This is a genomic window from Bradyrhizobium sp. CCBAU 51753, assembly GCF_015291565.1.
GTDB lineage: Bacteria > Pseudomonadota > Alphaproteobacteria > Rhizobiales > Xanthobacteraceae > Bradyrhizobium > Bradyrhizobium ivorense.
Genome location: NZ_CP030037.1, coordinates 7,677,632 through 7,702,524 on the forward strand (window position 1 = coordinate 7,677,632; position 24,893 = coordinate 7,702,524).

Here is a 24,893-nt window from a genome sequence, read left to right on the forward strand (position 1 = left end):
CAAGCCTAGGAATCGTGACTTAACCTCACGTTGCAAAACGCGATGAGTTTGAAACGACTTGGTTGCAGTGAAATTGCGTCAAACTTTACGCGTCCGGACCACGGGCCCGGCCCGCCGCTCACGGCTGCAGCGTCGGCGTGGTGTTCGGCGCCGGCGCCTGCTCCATCTCGGCCTCCTCGGGCAGCTTGTCGGCGTGGACGGCGAGCGGCGTGCCGATCCAGAGTGGATCCTCGGCATGGTCGCGGCGCGGATTGGTGGTGTTGGGATGCACCAGGATGCTGAGGCTGCCGCGATTGAGCATCAGCCACGGCACGAAGGTCGGAAACAGCGCGGTCGCAAACGCCACCTGATACATCGCCTGATCATGCGGGCCGACCTTGACGTCGTGCCAGCGTCCGAGCGTGACCAGAAAGCGTTCGCCGATCCATTCTCGCAGGCGTTCCGCCTCGCCGCGGCTGGTCGCGGGATCGTAATAGACGTGGGCGTGATAGCTCGCGATCTCGCCGATCGTGCGTGGCGCGTCCGTCATCTCGTCAGCCCTCCTTCGACCGCCGCAGGACACTGAACTGGAACGACTGCGTCGCGCCCCACGGCGTGACGTGTTGATGCGGCACCTCGGCGATCAATTCGAACGCCGGACCGATGGTCCGGCTCAGCGTCCCGGCATCATAGCGCTGCACCGGCAGGCCGCTGCATTTCTCCGGACCGTCGAGCGCGAACGTGGCGATGATGGCATGGCCGCCGGCCCGCACGCCGCGATGCAGCCGATCGATATAGGCATCGCGGTCGCGCGGCTCGACCAGGAAGTGAAACGCCGCGCGATCATGCCAGACGTCGAACGGCTGCGGGGGCTGCCAGACGGTGGCATCGGCGGCGATCCACTGCACGGTGCTTGCAGCGGCACCGACGCGCTCCCTCGCCCTGCGCAGCGCCGCCTCCGACAGATCGAGCACCGTCAGCGCGTCGAAGCCCCGCGCGAGCAGCGCATCGACGAGGCGCGACGCGCCACCGCCGATATCGACGATCGATGCGTGACGATCGGCAACGGCGCTTTCGATCAGGCGCAGCGACGGCTGCGGATCGGCTTGCGACCAGCTGACCTGCTGCTCGCCCTTGGTCTGATAGACGGTCTGCCAGTGCGATTGACGATCCGGGGCGGTCATGGCGATGAGCTCCAGCAGCAGCCGGTGGCCGGCTAGCCATGAGCTAGGCGCAGCGGCCTCGACCGTCAACCCAACCGAAGCCGCCGCCGGCGTGCCGGCCTGCCGCGTTGCGGCAAATGCCGCATTTGCTTCGACGAAATTTCCATTTAACCTGACGGGCAGGTAGCGATCGGGGCGCTCGATATGGCCGCTTTTGGCTGGACACGCGTCAACAAGCCTGATCCCGCGGAGGACGCCGCCGTCGACCTGCGCGGCCTCACCGATCCGTCGGCGTTGCTCACCGCGCTCGGCAAGGTGGTGCCGCGCTATCTCGATCTCGCCGACAACGGCGTGCTGGTCTATCCGGCCTGCAAGCGCAAGCCGACCGACCTTCTGGGCGACCTCCGCGCGATCTGGGAGCACACCCGGCTCGAGGCGATGCGCTACATCCCGATGGTGCCGCGGCAGGAGGCCGCGCTGCTGGTCGATCCGGCCCGCCAGGCCGAGATGATCGATGCCTTCCTGCGGCAACAGCCGCACGAGAACACGGTGGTCGATTTCACCGGCACCGCAATCGAGGATTACGGCATCGCGATCTACGCCGGGCTGAACTGGCTGAACCATTGCGGCGCCGTCGCGGGCGCCGATCCGCAAAAATTCTCCGGCACGCTGCGCAGCTTTCGGCGGGTCATGGTCGTGGCACGGCAATGGTGGGCGATCGACGGCGCGGCGGAGCGCTGCCGCCAGTTGCTCGAGGCCCGCGAGCGGCCGCCGCTGGTGTTCTTCCTGCTGTGGGCCGAGTGCACCAATCTCGGCCGCGAAATCGCACTCGCGGCCGCCGGCGCGAGCCTGCCGGAGGACGCGCTCGCGCGCGTACGGTCGGCGCTGGATCCGGAAGAGCTCGAGGCGAAGGGCTAGACCCCGACGGAAATGCCCCAAAGCAAACGCGTTTGAAAGTCCGGAAGTTGCCATGTCGACGAGAACTCGCGTATGCATGACGCGCAGGATCGTAACGTGAGACATTCAAAATGGCGATGGAACTGAAGGGCGCGAGCGGCGAGGGATTTGCGACGATTGCCGCCGATGGTCGCGTGCTGGACTCCTGGTTTCTTCAGCCGCGCCTGGTTGCGGAGGTCGGCAAGGCCGCGACAGTCCGGCTGGCGGGCGACGAGATCATCAGATCGTTGGGTGACTCAGCAGACGGATATGCGCGCCACGACGACATCCGCAATGTCGACATCGTTGCCATTCGCACAACAATCGACTCCCTCGCATCTGCGCCAACTGATGTGCACGACGCCTATCTCCGGCTCCATCTGCTGAGCCACCGGCTGGTCCAGCCGAATTGCCTGAACCTTGACGGAATTTTCGGTCTGTTGCCGAACGTCGCCTGGACGACGCTCGGTCCCTGTGAAAGCTCCCGTGTCCCGCAAGCGCGCATCGCCGCGCGCAAGCGTGGCCTCGCGTTCGAGGTGACCGGCGTGGACAAGTTTCCGCGCATGACGGACTATGTGACACCCGCGGACGTGCGCATTGCAGATGCGGATCGCGTCAGGCTCGGAGCCCATTTGGCGCCGGGCACGACCGTCATGCATGAAGGCTTTTGCAATTTCAATGCGGGTACGCTCGGCCCCTGCATGGTCGAAGGCCGCATCAGCGCCGGCGTGGTTGTCGGCAGCGGCAGCGACATCGGCGGCGGAGCCTCGATCATGGGCACGCTGTCCGGAGGCGGCAAGGAGCGGATTACGGTTGGCGAGCGCTGCCTGATCGGAGCCAATGCCGGCATCGGCATTTCATTGGGTGACGATTGCATCGTCGAAGCGGGCTGCTATGTCACGGCAGGCGCGCGCATCCTTTTGCAGGATGGCCGGGTGCTGAAAGCCAAGGAACTATCCGGCCAGAACGGCCTGCTGTTCCGTCGCAATTCCCAGAGCGGCGCGCTTGAGGCAACCAGACGCACGCAAAATTGGGACGGCCTCAACGCGCAGCTTCACGGCTAGGCCGTTCGATCGAAGACATCGCCGGCGACATGTGGCGCATCGGCGATGTCGCGTCGTGGCTTGGCTGATCGCGGTTCACCACCAGTATGGCCAGCGCCACGCCTCATAACGGACCCACGACGACTCCAGCGGCGGACCGTACGGATCGACCCGGTCGTCTTCAGGGCGAAAACGATATCGTGGAACAACGTTATAATCCCACGGAGTCGGCCTGATCACGGGCGTCGGGATGATAATCCGCCTCGGTTCATGAACGACTTGTGCCCTCCGCGTCCGGGCTTCAGCACCGGACGTCCCGAGATTGCACAGCACGAGGGCCGCTCCGAGAGCGCACGCGACGGTCATTTTCTTCATGCATCGGCCTCCTTGCCTGAGAGTGCAAAAGGACTCGAAGCAAGACAAGCTAATTCTGTCTCGGGCAGACGGTGCATGGCAACAAATCATCGTGGGATAGCATCATGTGTATGTCGGCTTCTGATCTGATCCCGCGCCAGTCTAGCCGCCCTGCTCGTTCTTTGCCGCGGGCTGCGCCGGCTTCTTGCCGCGGCGCAGGAAGGTGACGCCGATCTGATCGCCATTGACCCAGGCCAGCTTGCAGCGCCGGTAGGCGAGACCTTTTGTCGAGAGCAGCAGGAAGAACTCTTTGAGTTGCAGGCCTTCGATCGAGGAGCCGACGATCAGCTTGGCGCCCTCCTCGGAGACGTCCTCGATCGCGCATTCACGGCGCCAGGTTCCGTCGATCGCCATCATTTGCGCAGGCATCGGCTTCTCGAACCTGACACGCGGAGTTGATCGTCGCTCGTGTGCTGGCATCGTCTCAGGCGACCGTGTCCGCCGCCGCGGACACCGTCTGAAGCTCCTTGGTCTTGCGCGCAATCAGGCGCAGCAGGTCGTTCTGCTTGTAGGTCTCGACGAACTTGATCGCGAAGCCGCTCGGAAGATGCCGGACCACCCGTCCGACGCAGGCGCCGATCGCCAGCGGCGTGCCGAGCGGCGGCTGCGCGGCGGAGGACACTGCGGCGCCGGACAGCGACATATCGATGATGAAGCAGCTCTGCATGCTGCCGTCCGCCAGCGTCAGCATGGCGTGTGGCGCCGCGGGAATGAAGCGCGGGCTGTTGCGCGCGTCGCGGATGCTCGGATCCTTCTGCTTCTTCTCGATCCAGGTCAGCTTGTCCGCGAACTTCTCGCGCATCGCATGCGTCATCTCGAGCTCGTACAGGAAGCTGCCGCTCATGGTCTCGGTGATGCGGCCTTCGAACTTGCCGAACTCCTCGAAATACGACGTCAGGCGGTCGCCGACCTTGCCGACCACGGGGACGTCCACGATCATGCGGAACGGCGACACGCGCGTGGTGCGGCAGGCGAAGCTGCGCAATCGGCCCTGCGCGTCGTACCAGTTCGGCAACATGTAGCTGCCGTCGACCGTGATCTTGACTGCGCGCTGCTTGAGGAACTTTTCGACAGACACAACTGGACCCTCGCCTGAGGCGATGAGAGTGCATGGGGTCGGGGATTGACCGGCTCCCTTGCCGGTCCGGCGGTAAGGACGTCCGTGACCGACGCGGATGCAGCAGGAAGGAGAGCAGTGCGGCACGCGTCCCAGCGCGTCGCGGGCTCGTCCTGGCGCGCAGGTACGTACAGGCGTACCGTCGAAAAACTAAGAAAGGCTGAATCGGACAGGGAGCGGGCGACGCACTGTATGGCCGAACCCTTTCCGATTGGTTTATTTTGCGAGCCGCACAACTACCGGAGGAAACATCGCGCAGCGATGCAATCGTGGCGCGCTGTAAACCGCCTGCCTCGTCTTCCGAACGGATGCTACTTTGGTCCGAAACCAGATTTGGAACCCGCGCATGGCCGATACTTCAGAGCAATCGCTTGCCGACGGCAAGATCCTGCAACGCGTCGTCGACGGCGTCGGCGTCATCACCTTCAACAATCCCGACAAGCGCAACGCGATGTCGCTGGAGATGTGGGAAGGTTTTGGCGAGGCGCTGACGGCATTGCGCGACGATCCCGCCGTCCGCGTCGTGATCCTGGTCGGGGCCGGCGACAAGGCCTTCGTCTCGGGCGCCGACATCAGCCAGTTCGAGAAGACGAGGCACAACGCCGAGGCCTCCGAGGAATATTCGCGGCGCAGCGAGGCGCAGCGCGCGCTGCTCGCGAGCTATCCGAAGCCGACGATCGCCTGCATCCGCGGTTTCTGCCTCGGCGGCGGCATGCAGGTGGCGATGCTCGCCGACATCCGCATCGCGGGCAAAAGCGGGCAGTTCGGCATCCCCGCCGCCAAGCTCGGCATCGCCTACGGCTATCAGGGCTTGCGCCATCTGGTCTCGCTGGTCGGGCCGTCCTGGGCGCGGCTGATCATGTACACCGGCATGCGGATCGACTCGGCCGAGGCGCTGCGGATCGGGCTGGTCGACCGCGTGCTGCCGGATGCCGAATTGTGGGACGCCACCATGGAGATTGCGCGCACCATCTCCACCAACGCGCCGCTCGCGATCAAGGCCGCCAAGATCACCATCGCCGAGGTGCTGAAGGATCCGGCCGAGCGCGACATGGCCGCGATCAGGCAGATCGGCATCGACTGCATGGACAGCGAGGATTTTCGCGAAGGCCGCCGCGCTTTCATGGAAAAGCGCAAGCCGCAGTTCAAGGGGCGGTGATTTCACCTCGCCCCGCTTGCGGGGAGAGGTCGCATCGCATCGAAGATGCGATGCGGGTGAGGGGGAGTGTCCGCGAGTCCCTCTGTCACCGTCGATGCGGCGCCAGCCCCTCACCCCAACCCTCTCCCCGTAAAAACGGGGAGAGGGAGCAGCAGGTTACCTCCGCGATTGACTGCCCCCTACTTCTCGCTGACCGGCACCGTGTAGTTCAGGATCAGCCGCCCGCCGTCGGGATAGATGGTCTGGCCGGTGATGTAGGAAGCATCGCTGGAGGCGAGGAACGCCACCACGGCGGCGACCTCGCTCGGCTCGCCGCAGCGGCCGGCCGGCGTGCGCGACAGCACGCTGCGCCGCGCGTCCTCGGATGAGAAGATCGCGGTCGCCACCATCTCGGTCAGGATCGTGCCCGGCCCGACCGCCACCACGCGGATGCCGTGCGGCGCCAGCGCCACCGCGGCCACCGAGGTGAGCTGCTTCATCGCGCCCTTGGACATCGCATAAGTCGCGAGCGAGGGGATCGCCAGCAGCGCGTTGACCGAGGACATGTTGACCACGACGCCGCCGCCGCCCTGCGCGATCATCTGGCGCGCCGCGGCCTGGACGCCGAAGAACGCGCCCTTCAGGTTGATCCCCATCACGTCGTCGAACTCGGCCTCGGTGATCTCGAGGAAATCGCGGTTGCGCGCCACCCCGGCGTTGTTGACCATGACGTCGAGCCGGCCGAACTCCTTCGCCGCGGTGGCGACGATGCGGTCGACATCGGCGCGCTTGCTGACGTCGGCCTCGACGGCGCGCAGGTGACTGGACGGTCCGAGCTCGCCGGCCGCCCTGGCGAGCGAGGCGGCGTCGACATCCGAGATCACGACCTTGGCGCCGTCGGCCAGGAAGCGCTCGGCGCAGGCCCTGCCGATGCCGCGCGCCGCGCCTGTGATGGCGACGACCTTGCCGGAAAACTTCATGGGAGTGCCTCCAGGATTTCGGTTTGCGCCTTCCGCCAGAGCCTGACTGACGCATGCAGTACGAGCAATAGCCCATTCCCGGACGCGAGGGAACGCGGCGGATTCACCGCTGCGTGCCGTTTTCGGCCGCGCTTCAGAAACGACTCCGCCCTGTTCGTCAAGCGGGCAAGTCAGCGCGGCAGCCAACCACTTCGCGCGCCTGCTCCCGCCCGAGATGGCCTGATATAGCGCGATCGATGTCGGCTCACCCAGCCGCCCCACACCAATCTCGCTCCGGGAGACCACCATGTCGATCACCGACCGCCGATCGCTGCTGCAGGCTGCGGCCACCATCCCCTTCGTCGCGTCGGCCGCGACCTCGGCGCTGGCGCAGACGCCGGCCGAACCGGCCAAGGGAGCGCCGGCAAAGGACGTGACGCGCAAGCTCGCGCACTATCTCGTCGGCGCGAAGTACGAGGACTTGCCGGCCAATGTCCGCAAGGAAGGCGTCCGCACGCTGTTGAACTGGGTCGGCGTCGCGATCGGCGGGTCGCATCACCAGACCGTCGACATCGCGGTCTCGGCGCTGGCGCCGTTCTCGGGTCCGGCGCAAGCCTCGCTGTTCGGGCGCCGTGAGCGCTTCGACATCATGAACGCCGCCTTCCTCAACGGCGTGTCGAGCCACATTTTCGACTATGACGACACCCATTTGAAGACGGTGATCCATCCGGCTGGCCCGGTGGCGTCCGCCATCCTCGCGCTGTCGGAGCTGCAGCCGGTGTCGGGCAAGGAGTTTCTCAACGCGCTGGTGCTGGGCGTCGAGACCGAATGCCGGATCGGCAACGCGGTCTATCCCAATCACTACGACGTCGGCTGGCACATCACCGGCACCGCCGGCGTGTTCGGCTCGGCCGCCGCCGTCGGCAAGCTCTTGAACCTCAACGAGCAGCAGATGGTGTGGGCGCTCGGCCTTGCCGCATCGCAGCCGGTCGGCCTGCGCGAATCCTTCGGCTCGATGAACAAGAGTTTCAATCCCGGCCGTGCCGCATCGAACGGCATCTTCGCCGCGATGCTCGCCTCGAAGAACTTTACCTCATCGGACGGCATGATCGAGGCCAAGCGCGGCTGGGCCAACACGATCAGCACCAAGCAGGACTACAACGAGATCCTCGGCGACCTCGGCAAGCGCTATGAAGCCGCGCTCAACACCTACAAGCCGTTCGCCTGCGGCATCGTCATGCATCCGGCGATCGACGCCGCGATCCAGCTGCGCAACGAGAACAAGCTGACCGCCGATCACATCGAGCGCGTCGATCTCAAGGTGCATCCGCTGGTGCTCGAGCTGACCGGCAAGAAGACGCCGCGCGAGGGCCTCGAAGGCAAGTTCAGCATCTATCACGCGGTTGCGGTCGCGCTGGTCGAGGGCGCCGGCGGAGAGAAGCAGTTCAGCGACCGCGCGGTGACCGATCCGACCATCGTCGCGCTGCGCTCCAAGGTGGCGCCGGTCGTCACCCCCGGTATCGATGCGGCGCAGGTCGACATGACCATCGTGCTGAAGGACGGCCGCACGCTGCATCGTCATATCGAGCATGCGATCGGCAGCGTCGAGGCGCCCATGACCGACAAGCAGCTCGAGACCAAGTTCGCGGACCTCGCGGACGGCATCATTCCGACTGCTGCGGCGCGCCGCGTGATGGACGCCTGCTGGAATGTCGAGAGCCTGCCGAACGCCGCCGAGATCGCCAGGATGTCGGTCTCGACTTGAAGTCAGGCTAAGTCGGTCTCGCGGCAGGCTCGCTGCACCTCTACCGCTTGCGGGTGGGGGCTCTCTCCACGTTGCGACTCGCGGAGAGAGCCCCCACCCCACCCTCCCCCGCAAGCGGGAGAGGGAGCCCACCGCCTTCGCGATGACTGTTCGACCTGATCCCATCGTGCTCTAAGACACCGTCGAAGGTGTCACGCTGTCGCCTTGCGTGACCCCGGACTGCGCCGCGCCAAAATCCGGTCGGCCTCGGTGCGCCAATCGGCGCTGCGGGCGAAGTCGGGCGATCCCTTGATCCCGAACACGCCCTCGTCGGCGAGGTCGGCGACCCAGGCCTGGCGTTCCGCCGTGCCCGATGCCGACCATGGCGTCAGCCCGGCCTCGCGCACGGTCTCCGCCACCTCGCGCACCTCCTCGGCCCGCCGCCGTCCGTGCTCGATCACGCGCTGGAAGAAGTAGGCGCCCTGCTTCTCCCAGTCGATGGCCGGAAAGGTCTCCTTCAGCGAGGCGAGCACCGCATCCTCGACGCCATAGGCGCGTGCGGTCGTAAAACTCTCGATCACCATGGCCTCGAGGCCCTTGATCATGATGCTGCGGCACATCTTGACCGCCGAGGACACGCCGAGCTCGTCGCTCGCGACCTTGGCCGCAAAGCCGAGCGTCACCAGCAGCGGCGCCAGCTCGCGCGCATCGCGGCCGCCGAGCAACAGCGGCACCTTGATCCGGTACGGCGGCACCGAGGTCATCACTGCGCCCTCGACATAGCGCCCGCCCGCGCCGTCGACATGAGCTGCGGCGCGCTGCTTAGCGCCGGGCGACGCCGAGTTGAAATCGAGGAACCAGTTGTCCTTTCGGATCGCAGGCGCGCAGGCCTCGGCGACCGCCACCGCCTGGCTCGCCGTCACCGCCGAGACGATGAAGTCGGCGCTGGCCGCCAGCTCGGCATGCGACCGCATCAGCTCGACCGCGATGCCCGCCGCGTGCCGGCGCAGCGGCGCACCCTGCTCGCGGTCGAGCTTGATGTCGTAGGCGGCGACCTTGATATCCTGCTTGCGCAAATCCTCCGCGAGGATGCGGCCGACCTCGCCATAGCCGAGCAGGCCGATCTGCCACTGCCGTGGATCGCTGGAGACTGTCATCAGTTCAAATCCCGTGTTGTATCGTCGAACAGTCGTCGACCGAAGACCAGGTCAGCGTTCGCCCTTGGCCGAGACGAGGGCCTTGCGCCGCGCCGGCGCCGCCTGATCGAGCGGCGCGGCCTGCAGCGAGGCGGCGGTTGCGCGCACCAGTTGTTCGATGGCGTGGCCGGCATCGGCGCCGTCGGCACTGCCACGCGACAGGCGCGAGACGCGCTCCGGCGTGACCAGCGAATAATAAAGCGCGCCGAGCAGAAAGTGGCTGCGCCAGACGATGTCGGTGCGCGGGATGTGCGGCAGGCTCTCATGGATCGCATCGATGAAGGCGTGGCTGGTGTCGTCAAAGGTCTGCGCGATGATCTTGCGCACCACCTCATTGCCCTCGGCCGACATGATGGCGCGCAGCCGCGTAAACCGTGTGCCGCCGCCGGCGAGGTCGCTGCCCGAGGTGAAGGCCGGCAGCACATAGGCGCGCACGATCGCCTCCAGGCGGTCCTGCAGGTCGCGCACCCGCCGCGCGGCCGCCAGCAATTCGGAACGCCGCCGGTTCATCGGCCCGCAATGACGGCGATAGATTTCCAGCAGCAGGCCGTCCTTGGTCTTGAAATGATAGGTCACGCTGCCGGGATTGGCGCCGGCGGCCTGCGCGATGTCGCGCACCGACACGGCGTTGAAGCCGTAGGTCGAGAACAATTCCTCCGCCGCGGCGAGGATCGCCTCGCGCATGTTCGGCTTGCGTGTGCTGGCGGCCTTGGCGTCGGCTTTGGCGGCTTTGCGGACCATATTTGTACTATCGTACAAGCGATCAGGTCGCGTCAACAACACGCGTCAGGCGAGCCTGACGTCCGGCTCGGCGCGGCCGCGCGCGCTCGCCTCGAGCAAAAACGTCTTGCCGTGTTCGGGATCGGCGGCGCGCTGCGCCGCGTCCATGTCCTGCCAGGCCGACGTCACCAGCAGCCGCGAGAAATCGCGGCCGACAAACGCCGGGCAGCTCGATTGCGTCGCCGGCACCTGCAGCGAGCGCAGGCGGCGGCCTGTGGGATCGTAGACATCGACGCAGCCGCCGCCCCAGCGCGCGTTCCAGATCAGCCCGTCGGCATCGACCACCGCGCCGTCGATCCCGCCCGTGCCTTCATGCCGGATCAACACGGCGGGCTCGCCGGCCGGCAATCCGGTCGATGCATCGAGCGGCACGCGGTACAGCAGGTTGGTCGCGGTATCGGCGAAATAGCCGATGTCGCCGGCGGGCGAAAAGCAGATCGCGTTCGGGATGGTGATGTCAGGGTAAAGCCGCGTGATGCGGCCACGGTGCAGCGCATAGATTGCGCCCGCCCCCTGCTCCGCGCGCTTTCCCATGGTGCCGAGCCAGAACGTGCCCGAAGGATGCACCCGCGCGTCGTTGGAGCGCGTCAGAGCATTGTCGGCCTCCAGCGCGACGAACAATTCCATGCGGCCATCGGCGACATGCCGGACATACAGCCCGTCCTCGGTGAGGATGAGCTGCCGCGCGTCGTCGATCCGCGCCAGCGCGCTCGCCATGTTTGGTAGTTCGTGGACCAATGTGCGTCCGCCGGCAAAGCGATGCTCGAACAGACGGCGCTCGCGGATGTCGAACCACCAGGCGGTGTCGGTCGTGGCGTCGTAGGTCGGTCCCTCGCCGAGGTGGCAGCGTTCGGCCGACAGCACCGACGTCGGCACGTCTTCCATCAAGGCATCGGCGTCGTGGTTTGTCATGTCGATGCTCCATCCGTTGCGAAGCGATAGACGATCGTGCGCCGATAGGTCTGCCCGGGATCGAGCCGCGCCGACGGAAAATCCGGCCGGTTCGGCGTATCCGGCCAGGCATGCGGCTCGAGACAGAGCGCGTCCGATTGCCGGTACAGAAGGCCGCCCTTGCCGGCCGTCGAGCCGTCGAGGAAATTGCCGGAATAGAACTGCAGTCCGGGCTGATCGGTGAACAGCTCCATCACCCTTCCGCTACGCGGCGCCTCGAGCCGCGCGGCGAAGCGCAGGCCGGTGCCCGGAGCCAGGCAGAAATTGTGATCGTAGCCGCGCCCGAGGCGGAGCTGCTCGTGGTTCATCCTGATCCGCGCACCGATCGCGGTCGGCTCGCGGAAATCGAACGGCGTGCCGTCGACCGGCCGCGGCGACTCCGGCAACGGTATAGCCGTCGCGTCGACGGCCAGGAAATGATCCGATGCGATGGTCAGCCGGTGATCGAGGATCTGCCTGCCGGCCCGGGCGCCGTCGAGATTGAAGAAGCTGTGGTTGGTGAGGTTAAGCACGGTCGGGCGATCGGTGGTCGCCTCGTAGGTCACCGAAAGCTCGGTTGCATTGCGCACGCGATAGGTGACGCGGGTCGAAAGATTGCCGGGGTAGCCCTCCTCGCAATGCGGGCTCTCGCGCTCCAGCACCAGCGTCGGCTCCGGATGGTCGGTGAGCGCGGCGATCCGCCAGAGCTTGCGATCAAAGCCCTGCAGCCCGCCATGCAAGGCGTTGGGGCCGTTGTTGGCGTCGAGCGTGACGGGCGTCCCGTCGAGGACAAAACGCGCGCCGGCGATCCGGTTGGCGTAGCGCCCGATCGTCGCGCCGAAGAATTTTCGTTGCGCGAGATAGCCGTCGAACGCGTCATGGCCGAGCACGATGTCGTCGCAATGCCCGTCGCGATCCGGCGTCAGCAGCGCCTGCAGCGTAGCGCCAAACGAAAGGATCGCGGCCTCGAAGCCGCCGGCGCCGCGCAGCGTCACCCGCTCGACCATGGAGCCATCAGGCAGCTTGCCAAAGGGCGCGCGATCGATCGTGCCCATGGTCAGTCCTCAAACGCCTCGACGACGTGCCGCCGCCCGAGCATAAAACTGTCAGCGACGAGCTGCAGCGGCGCCAGGTCGACATCGGATTTGCCGTCGGCCGTCAGCGCGAGGAAGTGACGATAGAGCGCGGGATACTCCTCCTTTTCGGCGTCGACGATCAGCTGGCCGCCATCGCGCAATTGTCTGCCGCCCTTCAGCAGCGCCACGGGTCCGGCATCGGTCTCGCAATGGATCTCCCAGGTCTGCGGGCCGGTCTGGCGGAAATCAAACGCGGCATGAACCGGCAGGCCATTTTGATCGGAGAGCTCGAGCTCCGCCGCAATCGGCGCCGCGCGATTGGACGGAAACATCAGCTCCGCGCTTTTGGCAAACACCGGCTCGCGGAGGATCCGCGTCAGGATCGACAGCGCGTTGATGCCGGGATCGAACACGCCAAAACCGCCCGGCTCGAAGATCCAGGCCTGGCCGGGATGCCAGACCCGCACGTCCTCTTTCCAGGTGATCGTCACTTTGGTGATGTTGCGGCCGGCGAGCAGGGTCCGCGCCGGCTCAACCGCCGGCGCGAACCGCGAATGCCAGCTCGCGAACAGCGTCCGTCCCGCTGCGTGCGCGGCCGCAGCCAGCGGCGCGAGCTCGCTGACGGCGGCGCCCGGCGGTTTCTCCAGCAGCACATGCTTGCCCGCGGCGAGCGCGGCGGCGGCCTGCTCGCGACGCAGCTGCGGCGGCGTGCAGAGCGCGACCGCGTCGATCTCCGGACGGTCGCGCAGCAGCGCCTGCAGGTCGCGGAAATGCGGCAGGTCCGGCGACGATCGGACCGGATCGGCCACCGCGATCAGCGCAGCGCCTGCCGTCCTGGCGATCGCCGGCACGTGCTGGCGGCGCGCGATCTCGCCGAACCCGACGATGGCGATACGAAGCGGTTCTGTCACTGCGGACTCATGTCTTGGATTTCGCGTCGTACAAGGCGGGATCGACCACCGCCGCGCCGTGGCGGCGGATGCCGTGGAAGATGGCTCCGGTCATCGCGGCGGCGGCATCGGCGGCACGACCGTCGGCGATCGCATCGACGATGCGCTGGTGCCAGTTCAGCACGGTCTCGCGGTCGGCCGGATCGACCGGCGCGCTGACGACGAAGGATGCGCGTAGCGCGGCCTCGATCACGCCGTCGACCGAGCGCATGAACGGATTGCCGGACGCGTTGGCGACCGCGATATGCAGCGCCAGATCGCCGTCGGTGAAGGCGTCGGAATCCGACGGCTCGCGGCGCATGATCTCGACGCAGCGGCGCAGCTCGGCGATGTCCGCCTCGGTGCGGCGCAAGGCGGCCAGCGCCGCCGTGCGCGGCTCGATCGCAAGCCGTATCTCGGCGAGATCGCCGAGGAACTGCTTGTCGATGCCGACGTCGAGATGCCAGGCCAGCACGTCGGCATCGAACATGTTCCAGGCATTGCGCCCGCGCACCACGGTGCCGACCCGCGCCTTGGTGGTGAGCAGGCCCTTGGCCACCAGCGTCTTGATGCTTTCCCGCAGCACCGGGCGCGACACGCCAAAGCTCGACGTCAGTTCGGCATCGCCCGGCAGCCGCGCGCCCTCGGCATAGCGGCCGGCGATGATGTCGATGCCGATGCTGCGCGCCACCTCGGCGTGGTTGGAATGCGCACGCCGCGCCGGAATGATCACGAGACCGGAAGTCATCGATCGATCGGCTGCCCCTGATCGGCTCATGCCGCAAGGATGACCACAAGTCGGCGCCAATTCCTAGTCATATAATCTTACTTTTGGTGGCGCCCGGGCTACTTTGCATGGGGTTGTTTTCGCTGGTTTGGCCGCGCCCCCCTGCGATGACCCGCAAGCGGGAGGGGTGCAGCCAAATTCATCGCCAGATCACCGTGTCAGCGCGCCGCCTCGAACCCGCCGAGCACGGCGGTCAGATTGGCGCCGAGGATATCGGAGAGATAGCCGCCCTCCTGGACCAGCACGGTCGGCAAGCCGATCCGCGCAAGCCGCTCGCCGATACGACGAAAACCGTCGGTGGTGACGGCGAGGCCCGCGAGCGGATCCCTTTCCGAGGCGTCGAGGCCGAGCGCGACCACCAGCGCGGTCGGCGCGAAGGCGCGGATCGCCTTCTCCGCCACCGCCAGCGCCTTGATGTAATCGTCGTCGCCGGTGCCTTTGGCGAGGGGAATATTGAGATTGGTGCCGAGACCGGCGCCGGCGCCGCGCTCATGCGCATAGCCCCAGACGAACGGATAGAAGAACGACGGATCGGCGTGAATCGAGACCGTGAACACGTCCGGCCGCTCATAGAAGATGCCCTGCGTGCCGTTGCCGTGGTGCACGTCGACGTCGAGGATCGCGACGCGCTCGTGCTTCAGTCGCAGATGCTCGGCGGCGATCGCGCTGTTGTTGAGGAAGCAGAAGCCGCCGGCGAGATCGCGATAGGCGTGATGGCCGGGCGGACGGCACAGCGCATACACCGCGTCCTCGCCGTCGAGCACCATCTGCGCCGCGCTCACTGCGACATCGCTCGACGCGCAGGCGCCGGCCCAGGTGCCGGGACCGATCGGCGCAGCCGTGTCGACCGTGTGCCACCCCAGCTTGCCGACGATATGCGTCGGATAGGTGCCGGCGTTGCGCACCGGATGCATGTTGGCGATCATCTCCGGCCCGGCATCGCCGAGCGCGGTCCAGGCGTCCCAGGCTTCGGCGAGAAAGCTCAGATATTCCGGGCTGTGCACCCGCGCCCGCGGCCCCTGCCCGAACGTCGTCGGCTCGACCAGCGTGTGCTTGCCGGCCTTCAGCCCCGCCAGCAGACGATCGGCGCGTTCTGGCTGCTCGGTGGTGCGCTGGACCACGCCGCGGACCAGGAAGAATTGCGGATCATGGCTGCGGTGCAGATCACTGTAGACGGCCTTCACGGGACACTCCTCTCAATCGGTAGCGTTGTAGACTATCAGCGGCAACGATGATCCGAAACAGCGCCTCGATTTCATGCTATGCCCACGTGCACGGCAGTGATTCAAACATGCAGGGGACGAATTCCGGCGATGGCGCGCAGCAAGGCGGAAACCGCGGATGCCACGACCGCGCGGCGCGGCCGGCCACGCTCCGCCGCGACCACGGCCGCGATCCTGCAGAGCGCCTACGCGCTGATGGCGAGCACCGGCCTTGCCGCCACCACCATCGATGCGATCGCAAAACACTCCAACGTCTCGAAGATGACGATCTACAAATGGTGGCCGTCGCGCGAGGCCTTGCTGATCGATGCCTTTCTCGACCAGGCCTCGCGCGCCGTGCCGCTGCCTGATACGGGCAACCCGGTGGCCCGGATCCGCCGCCATGTCGGCACCTATGTCGAGGCGTTGCAGGGCGAATTCGGACGGGTGCAGCTCGCGGTGATCTCGGAATGCATCTCCAGGACCGGATCGGCGGAGCTGTTCTACGAGCGCTACCTCAGCCTGCGCCGCACAAAGATGCTGGAGATCATCGCCGCCGGCCAGAAGGACGGCAGCATCGCTGCGCCCGGCGTCCCCGGCGACATCTATGACGCGATCTACGGTAGCCTGTTCTATCGCTATGTGTTCGGCATCAAGCCGTTGACGCCGGCCTATGCACGCAATCTCGTCAATCTGGTGCTGCGGCCGCGCGCGGACGCGTGATCGCGGGCTCTCTTGCTCCAGCATCAAGTGGTCTGCCGCTGACGGCGGAACCAGGCCCAGGTCTCGCGGGTCACGGCGCGATAGTTGCTGCCGCGATACACGATGTGGCCGTCGACGATGGCGTTCAGCTTCGGTAGCGCATGGAACGGCACCGTCGGATAGGCATGGTGCTCGACATGATAGGGCATGTTCCAGGCGAACCATTTCATGATCCGACCGGTCATCGTGGTGCGGGTGTTCTCGAACGCGCTGCGCGTCCGCTCGCACCCGGTGTGCTCGGCATAGAGATACGGACGCAGGATGAGCTGACCGGCCAGCAGCGGCACGATCCACACCCAGAGCAGGATCGCGCTGTGCAGCACCAGCGACGCCGCCAGGAGCAGCAGATAGCCCGCAAGATAGAGCCTTGCTTCCAGCACGATCGATGCGCGCTTGGCTTGCGGAATCCACGGCACGATCACCTGTCCCGTGATCGCATGCCGCAGCATCAGGCGAATGCGGACCAGCACCTGCAGCAGCCCCGAATAGGCGATCGCGAGCTGCGTGTCCGACCTCGGCTTGGGGCCGACGATCAGCTCCGGATCCTTGTCCGGATCCTGGGTGTAGCGATGATGGTCCCAGTGAAACAGGCGGTAGTATTCGTAAGGCAGTCCGATCATGAAGGCGGACAGATTGCCGACGGCGAGATTGAGCGCATGGCTGCGGAACGCGGTCTTGTGCGCGGTCTCATGCACCACCATGAACAGGAACGCGACGAAGTAGCCCTGCACAGCGATCAACGGCAGAGCCCACCCGAGGCCGTAGCGCGACGCGACCAGCCAGATCAGTGTTCCGACGATCGCGATCATTCCGTAGTGGCTCGCCGCGCGAACCGCGCCTGCAAAGTTCGACTTGTCCGACAGGTCGCGGACATCAGTTGCGCTCAGCGGCTTCAGGCGAGGTCCGCCGTCATGGGTCTCTGCGATGCTCATGTCGTCTCACCTGTCAGCGTTGCAGGAGCGCCGAGATCTCGGCGTTGATGAAGGCGCGGTCGGCGGCGTTGCTGACCGGATTGCCGGCGCGGTGGCCGTGGATCGAGGGGATCGCGTGCAATGCGGCTGAGCGCGCATTGACCAGGCGGCCGAGCTCGTCCTCGTTGTCGCGCATGTCGAAGTAGCGGTCGGTACGCCCGGGCATCAGCAGCATGTGCGCTCTGATCGCAGCTAGCGCCCGGTCGAAGTCGCCGCCGAATTCGTCGCAACGGCTGATGTCGCCGGCCTGCCAGATCGCGATCTGCGCCAGCAGGTCATTGGCGTCGCGCCGCGCGAATGTCGTGTCCCACGAGCCGGCAAGGTATTCTTCGAGCGATGCGAAGCCGGCCTCGCGCCAGGCTTCCTCGCGATAGAACTCATGCGACATCGCCCAGCCGGCATAGACGCGGCCCATCGCGCGATAGCCCGCCGTCGGCCTGGTGACAAAACGGCCGTCCCGATAGGCCGGATCGCCGGTCAGCGCGGCCTTCACGCCTTCGAGGAACACATGGTTGTACGGCGAGCATCGCGCGCTGCCGCAGACCACCGCTGCGCGCTCGACCATCTCGGGGTGGCGCGCGGCCCAGTGATAGGCCTGCATGCCGCCCATCGACCAGCCATAGACCAGCGCGAGTTTTGTTACGCCGAACCGCTCGACCAGCAGCCGCCGCTGAACGGCAACGCCATCGTAATAGCTGAAGGCGGGAAACGGCGCCGCGCCCAGCACGTCGCGCGAATTCGACGGCGAGGACGACAGGCCGTTGCCGAACTGGTTCGCGATGATGATGAAGTACCGGTCGGGATCGAGCGCCCCGCCCCTCTGCACCAGCCATTCGATGTCGGTGTGCTGCGCGGAGAATGAGGTCGGATAGAGGATGACGTTGTCCTTGGCCGCGTTCAGCCTGCCGAACGTCTTGTAAGCCAGTTTGAGCTGCGGGAACACGGCGCCGCCCTGCAGCGTCACGTCGCCGGCTTCGAAGATCTCGTAATCGCGTGGCGCGGTCATCGCCGATCGCCTCCGGTCATGCTGCTTGCGCGACGCTGCGCATTCAATAACTGTACTATTCGTACATTATTTGTCAACGGTGGCATGACACCGGGCCGATCAATTCAAAACCGGTATGGATCGATACCCGTTTGGGCTTGGACCCCTTGCCGTCAACTCTCTAGGAGAGCCCTCGAGGAAATTTTCGAGGAGGCGCTAATGAGCGCAATTGCAACAGCTGCGGAGACGCGGCGATCCCGCGTCCGGCTTCTGATCGTGACGATGCTGTTTCTCGTCACCACCGTGAACTATGCCGATCGCGCCACGCTCTCGATCGCCGGCCCCGCCCTTTCCAAGGAACTGCAGCTCGATCCGATCGCGATGGGCTATGTGTTCTCGGCGTTCGGCTGGTCCTATGTGGTCGCGCAGGTGCCCTGCGGCTGGCTGCTCGACCGTTTCGGCTCGAAATGGGTCTATGCGATCAGCATCATCGTCTGGTCGATCTTCACCGCCGTGCAGGGCCTGGTCGGCTTCCTGTCCGCCGGCGCCGCCGTGATCATGCTGTTCGCATTGCGCTTCCTGGTCGGCATCGCCGAAGCGCCGTCGTTCCCGGCCAATGCGCGCATCGTCGCCTCCTGGTTCCCCGGCAATGAGCGCGGCACCGCGTCGGCCTTCTTCAACTCCGGGCAATATTTCGCGACCGTGATCTTCGCGCCGCTGATGGGCTGGATCGCGCACAGTTACGGCTGGCGCCACGTGTTCTACGTGATGGGCGGGCTCGGCATCGTGATGGGCATCGCCTGGATCAAGACGATCTACGAGCCGAAAGAGCACCCGGCGATCAACGAGGCCGAGTTCGACTACATCGAGAAGGGCGGCGCGCTGGTCGACATGGACGCCGCGAAGGGCGGCAAGGCGCACGATAGCGGCCCGGGCTGGGATCATATCCGCCAGCTGCTCGCCAACCGCATGATGCTCGGCGTCTATATCGGCCAGTACTGCATCAACACGCTGACCTATTTCTTCCTGACCTGGTTCCCGGTCTATCTGGTGAAGGAGCGCGGGCTGTCGATCCTGCAGGCCGGCTTCGTCGCGACGCTGCCGGCGCTGTGCGGCTTCATCGGCGGCGTGCTCGGCGGCGTGATCTCGGACGCTATCCTGCGCCGCACTGGCTCGCTGACCATGGCGCGCAAGATCCCGATCGTCGGCGGCATGCTGCTGTCGATGTCGATCATCGCCTGCAACTATGTCGACGGCCAGGCGCTGGTGGTCGGCTTCATGGCGCTCGCCTTCTTCGGCAAGGGCATCGGCGCGCTCGGCTGGGCTGTCGTCTCCGACACCTCGCCGAAGGAAGCCGGCGGCGTCTCCGGCGGCCTGTTCAACACCTTCGGCAACCTGTCCTCGATCACGACGCCGATCATCATCGGCTACATCCTGGCCGCCACCGGCTCGTTCAACGGCGCGCTGGTGTTCGTCGGCGCCAACGCGCTGGTCGCGGCGATCGCCTACCTCTTCATCGTTGGCGAGATCAAGCGGGTGCAACTGAAGGCGGCGTGACCAAGCCGCCGTGAGCAGTACTTCTGGAAAGGCCGTAAATCTGTCCAGTTCCGTCATTGCGAGGAGTGAAAGCGACAAAATTGCAAAGCAATTTTGCGCTGAAGCGACGAAGCAATCCATGCCACCGCATATGCCGCGCGATGGATTGCTTCGCTTCGCTCGCAATGACGAGGATGGAGTTGACACAAAACTTGAAAACGGCGGCTGCGGCCGCCGTCTTCGTCTGTTTGCGTCCTTGGCCACTGGGAGGCATCGATGCTAGAACGCACAAAACCCCGCGCGATCCATTCCGGGCTTGCATCGATGTTCGACCTCAACCAGCTCCGCTGTTTCGTCACGGTGGCCGAGGAGCTGCATTTCGGCCGCGCCGCAGTGCGGCTCAACATGACGCAGCCGCCGCTGAGCCGGCAGATCCAGGTGCTCGAGCACATCATCGACGCGCCGCTGCTCGAACGCACCAGCCGCTCGGTGCGGCTGACGCCGGCGGGGCGCAGCTTTCTGCCCGAGGCGCGGCGCATCCTCAAGCTTGCGGAATCCGCCTCGCAGGTCGCGCGCCGCATCGCGCTCGGCAAGACCGGTTCGCTCAAGATCGGCTTCACCGCGGCGGCCGCCTACGGCTTCCTGCCCGACCTGATCGCGGCCTGCCGCGTGCGGCTGCCGGAGGTCGATTTCTCGCTGAAGGAGATGGTCTCCGGCGACCAGTTCGAGGCGCTCGCCACCGGGCAGATCGACGCCGGCCTGCTGCGCCCGCCGGTGGCGCGGCCGGAGCTTGCGAGCCGGCGCGTGGTCGCCGAGCCGCTACTCGCGGCGATCCCGAAGAAGCATCCGCTGGCGTCGGCTGAAACCATCACGCTCAAGGATTTCGACGACCAGCCCTTCGTGATGTATTCGCCCTATGAGAGCCGCTACTTCCACGATTTGCTGGTGGCGCTGTTCACCCGCGCCGACGTGCTGCCGCGCTATGTCCAGCATCTCAGCCAGATCCACGCCATCCTCGCCATGGTGCGCGCCGGGCTCGGCGTCTCGATCGTGCCGGAGGCCGCCGCGAGCCTGAAGATCGCCGACGTCCGGCTGAAGCCGCTGAAGCTGCGCACGCCGGTGCCGGTCGAGCTGTTCATGGTGTGGCGGCGCGATCACGAGAACCAGCTGCTGCCGTCGCTGATCGAGATCGCCGGCGAAATCGCCGCGCCGCATCTGCGCGGCGATTGATGCCGTTTCGGCATCGCTCGATACCGCGTTTGGCTTGGACGCGCATCGAACCGTTTCCTAAAACGACGCCATGGACGCGCGCTCTCGCGCATCCAGTTCCCAGGGACTTTGCAAGAATTTTGCGAGAATTTTGAAGGAGTGGCGCCATGAGCAAGATGACCCCTCAGGAGATGGCCCGGCAAATCGGCGGCGGCCTCTTGTCGTTTCCCGTGACCCCGTTCAAGGCGGATCATTCGTTCGATGAGGCGACCTACCGCGCCAACATGGACTGGCTGTGCGGCTATGACGTCGCCGGCCTGTTCGCGGCCGGCGGCACCGGCGAATTCTTCTCGCTGACGCCGACCGAGGTTCCGCAGATCGTGAAGGTCGCGGTCGAGGAGACCAAAGGCCGCGTGCCCGTGCTCGCCGGCACCGGCTACGGCACCGCGATCGCGCGCGAGATCGCGGTCGGCGCGGAGAAGGCCGGCGCCGATGGCCTGCTGCTGCTACCGCCCTATCTCACCCATTCCGAGCAGGATGGGCTCGCCGCCCATGTCGAGGCTATCTGTTCATCGGTGAAGATCGGCGTCATCGTCTACAACCGCGACAATGCGATCCTGCAGCCCGACACGCTGGCACGGCTGTGCGAACGCTGCCCGAACCTCGTCGGCTACAAGGACGGTATCGGCGATATCGAGCTGATGACCCGGGTCTACACCAAGCTCGGCGACCGCCTGACCTATATCGGCGGGCTGCCCACGGCGGAAACCTTTGCGCTGCCCTATCTCGACATGGGTGTCACGACCTATTCGTCGGCGGTGTTCAACTTCGTGCCGGAATTCGCCACCAATTTCTACGCCGCGGTGCGCCGGCGCGATCATCAGACCATCCATGCAGGCTTGAAGGATTTCATCCTGCCGCTGATCGCGATACGCAACCGCAAGAAGGGCTATGCGGTGTCGATCATCAAGGCCGGCATGAAGGTGATCAGTCGCGATTCCGGCCCGGTGCGGCCGCCGCTGACCGATCTCGCGGAGCAGGAGATCGCCGAGCTTGCGGCGCTGGTGGCGAAGCTGCCGCAGGCGGCGACGCAACAGGCGGCAGAATAGAGCGCAGGGCGAACAACAAGACAAAGGGAGGAGCAGATGATCCAGGATACGGTCCGCGCCGGTTTTTCCGGCGCCCCCGTCGTCACGGCGATGGAGGTGATCCCGGTCGCCGGCCGCGACGGCATGCTCCTCAATCTCAGCGGCGCGCATGCGCCGTTCTTCACCCGCAACCTCGTCATCCTCACCGACAATTCCGGCCACAGCGGCGTCGGCGAGGTGCCGGGCGGCGAGAAGATCCGCAAGACGCTGGAGGACGCCAGCGACCTCGTCGTCGGCCAGACCATCGGTGCGCTCAACAACATCCTGGCGTCGATGCGCGAGAAATTCGCCGACCGCGACGCCGGCGGCCGCGGCAAGCAAACCTTTGACCTCCGCGTCACCATCCATGCGGTGACCGCGGTGGAATCCGCACTGCTCGATCTGCTCGGCCAGCATCTCGCGCTCCCGGTCGCGGCGCTGCTCGGCGAAGGTCAGCAGCGCGCCAGCGTCGAGACGCTCGGCTATCTCTTTTTCGTCGGCGACCGCAGGAAGACCAGCCTTCCCTATGTCGAAGGCGAGACCGGCAAGCCGGACTGGTTCAATCTGCGTCACCAGGAGGCGATGACGCCGGAGGCGATCGTGCGCCTCGCCGAAGCCACCCAGGCGCATTACGGCTTTGCCGATTTCAAGCTCAAGGGCGGCGTGCTTCGCGGCGAGCAGGAGATCGAGGCCGTCACCGCGATCGCAAAGCGCTTTCCGAACGCCCGCGTCACGCTCGATCCGAACGGTGCCTGGTCGCTCGATGAGGCGATCCGGCTCTGCAGCAACATGGGTGGCGTGCTCGCCTATGCCGAGGACCCCTGCGGCGCCGAGGCCGGCTTCTCCGGCCGCGAGATCATGGCCGAGTTCCGCCGCGCCACCGCCCTGCCGACCGCAACCAACATGATCGCCACCGACTGGCGCCAGCTCTCTCACGCGCTGCGGCTGGGGGCCGTCGACATTCCGCTCGCCGATCCGCATTTCTGGACCATGCAGGGCTCGGTGCGGGTGGCGCAGACCTGCCGCGACAACGGCCTGACCTGGGGCTCGCACTCCAACAACCACTTTGATATCTCGCTGGCGATGTTCACCCATGTCGGCGCCGCCGCGCCCGGCAAGGTGACCGCGATCGACACCCACTGGATCTGGCAGGACGGTCAGGCGTTGACCAAGGCGCCGCTGCAGATCAAGGGCGGCAAGATCGCGATACCGGACCGGCCGGGCCTCGGCATCGAGATCGATCGCGCTGCCATCGAAGCCGCGAACGCGCTATACAAGCAGCATGGCCTCGGCGCCCGCGACGATGCGCTCGCCATGCAGTTCCTGATCCCGGGCTGGACCTTTGACGACAAGCGTCCCTGCCTCGTGCGCTAACAACGAAAAGGTTGGAGAGAACCATGACCGCTCATCAGAAGAATTTTATCGCCGGCGAATGGATCGACGGATCAGGCATCACGCGGGACATCAACCCCTCCAACACCAATGACGTGGTCGGCGAATACGCCAAGGCCGACAAGGCGCAGACCGAAAAGGCGATCGCCGCCGCCAAGGCCGCCTTCCCGGCCTGGTCGCGCGCGACGCCGCAGGAGCGCTTTGATGCACTGAACAAGATTTCGGTCGAAATCCTCGCCCGCAAGGAAGAGCTCGGCCGCCTGCTCGCGCGCGAGGAAGGCAAGACGCTCCCCGAAGGCATCGGCGAGGTCGCGCGCGCCGGGCAGATCTTTGCGTTCTTCGCCGGCGAGGCACTGCGGCTGACCGGCGAGAAGGGCGCGTCGGTGCGGCCCGGCCTCGAGGTCGAGATCACGCGCGAGCCGGTCGGCGTCGTCGGCATGATCACGCCGTGGAATTTCCCGATCGCGATCCCGGCCTGGAAGATCGCGCCCGCGCTCTGCTACGGCAACACCGTGGTGTTCAAGCCGGCCGAGCTGGTGCCGGGTTCGGCACATGCGCTGTCCGAGATCATCGCGCGCTCCGGGCTTCCCTCCGGTGTCTTCAATCTCGTGGTCGGCTCGGGCTCGGTGGTCGGCCAGACCCTGCTCGAGCATCCTGATGTCGCCGCGATCTCCTTCACCGGCTCGGTCGCGACCGGGCGCAAGATCGCGCAGGCCTGCGTGCTCTCGACGCCGATGAAGAAGTTCCAGCTCGAGATGGGCGGCAAGAACCCGCTGGTGGTGCTCGACGACGCCGACCTCAGGGTCGCGGTCGAGGTCGCCGTCAACGGCGCCTATTTCTCCACCGGCCAGCGCTGCACGGCGTCGTCGCGCCTGATCGTCACCGCAGGCATTCACGATCGCTTCGTCGCCGCGATGACCGAGCGGATGAAGGGGCTTTCGGTCGACGACGCGCTGAAGAGCGGCGTGCATGTCGGCCCCGTCGTCGACCAGAGCCAGCTCGACCAGGACCTCCGCTACATCAAGATCGGCCAGGACGAAGGTGCCCGCCTGCATTGGGGCGGCGAACTGCTCAACCGCGAGACGCCCGGCTTCTACCTGCAGCCCGCACTGTTCACCGAGACCACCAATTCCATGCGCATCGCGCGTGAGGAAATCTTCGGCCCGGTCGCCTGCGTGATCCGCGCCAAGGACTACGAGGAGGCGCTGGCGATCTCCAACGACACCGAGTTCGGCCTTGCCTCGGGCATCTGCACGTCAAGCCTGAAATACGCCTCGCACTACAAGCGCAACAGCGAGTCCGGCATGGTGATGGTCAACCTGCCGACCGCCGGTGTCGACTACCACGTGCCGTTCGGCGGCCGCAAAGGCTCGAGCTACGGCGCGCGCGAACAGGGCGCCTATGCCCGCGAGTTCTACACCACGGTGAAGACGGCCTACACGTTCCCGGGTTGAGACCGTAGGGTGGGTTAGCCGAAGGCGTAACCCACCATATGACCACGACGCACAAACATGGTGG

Annotated in this window: 24 protein-coding genes; 10 read left to right on the plus strand and 14 right to left on the minus strand. The window is 66.0% G+C overall.

The genetic code is table 11. The features are described 5' to 3' along the window. Positions 1-118: 118 nt before the first annotated feature. The gene (locus tag XH93_RS35110; RefSeq protein ID WP_194470975.1) at positions 119-529 is read right to left on the minus strand and encodes a DOPA 4,5-dioxygenase family protein; all 411 of its coding nucleotides are present in this window, start codon (positions 527-529) and stop codon (positions 119-121) included. A 4-nt stretch (positions 530-533) separates the two neighbouring features. Continuing rightward, complete coding sequence (locus tag XH93_RS35115; RefSeq protein WP_194470976.1) at positions 534-1,163, minus strand: trans-aconitate 2-methyltransferase; 630 nt, start codon at positions 1,161-1,163, stop codon at positions 534-536. A gap of 183 nt (positions 1,164-1,346) precedes the next feature. On the opposite strand from XH93_RS35115, the gene XH93_RS35120 reads away from it, so the two are divergent. Both XH93_RS35120 and dapD read left to right on the plus strand, forming a co-directional pair. Continuing rightward, the gene (locus tag XH93_RS35120; protein ID WP_194470977.1) at positions 1,347-2,060 is read left to right on the plus strand and encodes a hypothetical protein; all 714 of its coding nucleotides are present in this window, start codon (positions 1,347-1,349) and stop codon (positions 2,058-2,060) included. Between the two features lie 110 nt (positions 2,061-2,170). Continuing rightward, positions 2,171-3,142: a 2,3,4,5-tetrahydropyridine-2,6-dicarboxylate N-succinyltransferase gene (gene dapD, locus XH93_RS35125; RefSeq protein ID WP_194470978.1), complete on the plus strand. Its 972-nt coding sequence runs from the start codon at positions 2,171-2,173 to the stop codon at positions 3,140-3,142. Between the two features lie 495 nt (positions 3,143-3,637). On the opposite strand, the gene XH93_RS35130 is transcribed toward dapD, so the two are convergent. Continuing rightward, positions 3,638-3,904 (minus strand): PilZ domain-containing protein, encoded by a 267-nt coding sequence (locus XH93_RS35130; RefSeq protein ID WP_244622483.1) that lies wholly within the window; start codon positions 3,902-3,904, stop codon positions 3,638-3,640. Positions 3,905-3,959: 55 nt separating this feature from the next. Continuing rightward, positions 3,960-4,613, minus strand: a complete 654-nt coding sequence (locus XH93_RS35135) for a PilZ domain-containing protein (protein WP_194470979.1) — start codon at positions 4,611-4,613, stop codon at positions 3,960-3,962. Between the two features lie 385 nt (positions 4,614-4,998). Here XH93_RS35135 and XH93_RS35140 point away from each other — a divergent pair, with 385 nt between their 5' ends. Then, on the plus strand, positions 4,999-5,811 hold the full coding sequence (locus XH93_RS35140) for an enoyl-CoA hydratase (protein ID WP_194470980.1): 813 nt from the start codon (positions 4,999-5,001) through the stop codon (positions 5,809-5,811). 179 nt (positions 5,812-5,990) lie between these two features. On the opposite strand, the gene XH93_RS35145 is transcribed toward XH93_RS35140, so the two are convergent. Next, positions 5,991-6,770 (minus strand): SDR family NAD(P)-dependent oxidoreductase, encoded by a 780-nt coding sequence (locus tag XH93_RS35145; protein WP_139486215.1) that lies wholly within the window; start codon positions 6,768-6,770, stop codon positions 5,991-5,993. A 286-nt stretch (positions 6,771-7,056) separates the two neighbouring features. On the opposite strand from XH93_RS35145, the gene XH93_RS35150 reads away from it, so the two are divergent. Beyond that, positions 7,057-8,514 (plus strand): MmgE/PrpD family protein, encoded by a 1,458-nt coding sequence (locus XH93_RS35150; protein WP_194470981.1) that lies wholly within the window; start codon positions 7,057-7,059, stop codon positions 8,512-8,514. A gap of 191 nt (positions 8,515-8,705) precedes the next feature. Here the strand turns inward: XH93_RS35150 and XH93_RS35155 are convergent, their stop codons facing one another. From XH93_RS35155 to XH93_RS35185, 7 genes are all read right to left on the minus strand, one after another. Beyond that, positions 8,706-9,650, minus strand: a complete 945-nt coding sequence (locus XH93_RS35155) for a DUF1932 domain-containing protein (protein ID WP_194470982.1) — start codon at positions 9,648-9,650, stop codon at positions 8,706-8,708. A 51-nt stretch (positions 9,651-9,701) separates the two neighbouring features. Continuing rightward, the gene (locus XH93_RS35160) at positions 9,702-10,430 is read right to left on the minus strand and encodes a TetR/AcrR family transcriptional regulator (protein ID WP_194470983.1); all 729 of its coding nucleotides are present in this window, start codon (positions 10,428-10,430) and stop codon (positions 9,702-9,704) included. Positions 10,431-10,475: 45 nt separating this feature from the next. Beyond that, positions 10,476-11,354: an SMP-30/gluconolactonase/LRE family protein gene (locus XH93_RS35165; RefSeq protein WP_194475444.1), complete on the minus strand. Its 879-nt coding sequence runs from the start codon at positions 11,352-11,354 to the stop codon at positions 10,476-10,478. Positions 11,355-11,377: 23 nt separating this feature from the next. After that, complete coding sequence (locus tag XH93_RS35170; RefSeq protein WP_194470984.1) at positions 11,378-12,454, minus strand: aldose epimerase family protein; 1,077 nt, start codon at positions 12,452-12,454, stop codon at positions 11,378-11,380. Positions 12,455-12,456: 2 nt separating this feature from the next. Then, positions 12,457-13,386, minus strand: coding sequence for a Gfo/Idh/MocA family protein (locus XH93_RS35175; RefSeq protein ID WP_194470985.1), 930 nt, complete (start codon positions 13,384-13,386; stop codon positions 12,457-12,459). A gap of 7 nt (positions 13,387-13,393) precedes the next feature. Continuing rightward, positions 13,394-14,152: a FadR/GntR family transcriptional regulator gene (locus XH93_RS35180; protein ID WP_194470986.1), complete on the minus strand. Its 759-nt coding sequence runs from the start codon at positions 14,150-14,152 to the stop codon at positions 13,394-13,396. 197 nt (positions 14,153-14,349) lie between these two features. Beyond that, a complete protein-coding gene (locus tag XH93_RS35185; RefSeq protein WP_194470987.1) occupies positions 14,350-15,375 on the minus strand; it encodes a histone deacetylase family protein in 1,026 nt (341 codons plus the stop codon). A 129-nt stretch (positions 15,376-15,504) separates the two neighbouring features. Here XH93_RS35185 and XH93_RS35190 point away from each other — a divergent pair, with 129 nt between their 5' ends. Then, positions 15,505-16,116 (plus strand): TetR/AcrR family transcriptional regulator, encoded by a 612-nt coding sequence (locus XH93_RS35190; RefSeq protein WP_194470988.1) that lies wholly within the window; start codon positions 15,505-15,507, stop codon positions 16,114-16,116. A gap of 23 nt (positions 16,117-16,139) precedes the next feature. Here XH93_RS35190 and XH93_RS35195 read toward each other — a convergent pair whose 3' ends face one another. Further along, positions 16,140-17,087: a fatty acid desaturase gene (locus XH93_RS35195; RefSeq protein WP_194470989.1), complete on the minus strand. Its 948-nt coding sequence runs from the start codon at positions 17,085-17,087 to the stop codon at positions 16,140-16,142. Positions 17,088-17,100: 13 nt separating this feature from the next. Further along, entirely contained in the window at positions 17,101-18,132 is a 1,032-nt protein-coding gene (locus XH93_RS35200) for an alpha/beta fold hydrolase (protein WP_194470990.1), read from the minus strand. Positions 18,133-18,330: 198 nt separating this feature from the next. Between XH93_RS35200 and XH93_RS35205 the strand changes: the two genes are divergently transcribed. The 5 genes from XH93_RS35205 (at position 18,331) to XH93_RS35225 (ending at position 24,829) form a co-directional block, all read left to right on the plus strand. Beyond that, positions 18,331-19,668 (plus strand): MFS transporter, encoded by a 1,338-nt coding sequence (locus XH93_RS35205; RefSeq protein ID WP_194470991.1) that lies wholly within the window; start codon positions 18,331-18,333, stop codon positions 19,666-19,668. A gap of 303 nt (positions 19,669-19,971) precedes the next feature. Next, positions 19,972-20,877, plus strand: coding sequence for a LysR substrate-binding domain-containing protein (locus XH93_RS35210; protein WP_194475445.1), 906 nt, complete (start codon positions 19,972-19,974; stop codon positions 20,875-20,877). Positions 20,878-21,023: 146 nt separating this feature from the next. Continuing rightward, positions 21,024-21,965: a 5-dehydro-4-deoxyglucarate dehydratase gene (gene kdgD / locus XH93_RS35215; RefSeq protein ID WP_194470992.1), complete on the plus strand. Its 942-nt coding sequence runs from the start codon at positions 21,024-21,026 to the stop codon at positions 21,963-21,965. A 36-nt stretch (positions 21,966-22,001) separates the two neighbouring features. Next, the gene (gudD, locus tag XH93_RS35220) at positions 22,002-23,357 is read left to right on the plus strand and encodes a glucarate dehydratase (RefSeq protein ID WP_194470993.1); all 1,356 of its coding nucleotides are present in this window, start codon (positions 22,002-22,004) and stop codon (positions 23,355-23,357) included. A gap of 23 nt (positions 23,358-23,380) precedes the next feature. Further along, entirely contained in the window at positions 23,381-24,829 is a 1,449-nt protein-coding gene (locus tag XH93_RS35225; RefSeq protein WP_194470994.1) for an aldehyde dehydrogenase family protein, read from the plus strand. Positions 24,830-24,893 lie beyond the last annotated feature (64 nt).